Source organism: Carnobacterium sp. (assembly GCF_032094055.1).
Classification (GTDB): domain Bacteria; phylum Bacillota; class Bacilli; order Lactobacillales; family Carnobacteriaceae; genus Carnobacterium_A.
Genome location: NZ_DAMDAK010000035.1, coordinates 1 through 722 on the forward strand (window position 1 = coordinate 1; position 722 = coordinate 722).

Consider the following 722-nt stretch of genomic DNA (forward strand, 5'->3'; position numbering starts at 1 on the left):
CTTTTTCTGCTGGACTATTTTATTTTACATCTCTAAATAGTTTGTGTTTTATCTTTTTTAATTAAATTGCTTCTTCTTGACTGTTCAACCAAGGGAACTTAGCCACATCATGAAGTCTTTCGGACGATTCTATTTTTGACTTGTTCCATTTGAATTAATGTTTGTCAAAATAGAACCATCTGTTTGTTAATAACCCCCATTTCGCGGTTATTAACGTTAGAGTCTTTCTGCTGACTCTAGAAAAGAAGACATTGTACCTTGTCCTTCTTTTCACTATTATAATACCATGGAACCCCTTACTAATCAACTGAATTGTCTTAAAACCCAAAAGGAAAGTTGGTTGTATTCTAATGTTGCAAAAATAAAACTAATGCTTGTTACTAACCTTCAAAACAACACGTTTATTCTTCCGTTCTAATATTATCTTTTTGTTGTCTGATACATTTGAATAAATATTTTGCCGTAGAGTATAAACGACAAACTTAAAAAGAAAGCAGTGATGCTGATTAATAGAATCGCTTGAGAAGTAGCAATTGTTGGAAAAGCAATTAAAAAAAACATGCAGATGTAGAATACAGCCGTTGAAAGTTTTCCATACCACTTAGCCCCATCTAGTTTCGTTCCTCTGCGTAAAAGAACAAGGTTACAAATTCCCATGAATAATTCTTTCGCTACAAATAACAATATAATTGACCACATCCATTCATAACGAGTCAACAAAC

At 32.5% G+C, this 722-nt stretch carries 1 protein-coding gene; it reads right to left on the bottom strand.

The window, feature by feature from the left end; all coding sequences use genetic code 11:
- Positions 1-420: 420 nt before the first annotated feature.
- The coding region (locus tag RT405_RS06935; protein WP_313468684.1) for a CDP-alcohol phosphatidyltransferase family protein at positions 421-722 on the bottom strand (302 nt) is incomplete at its 5' end.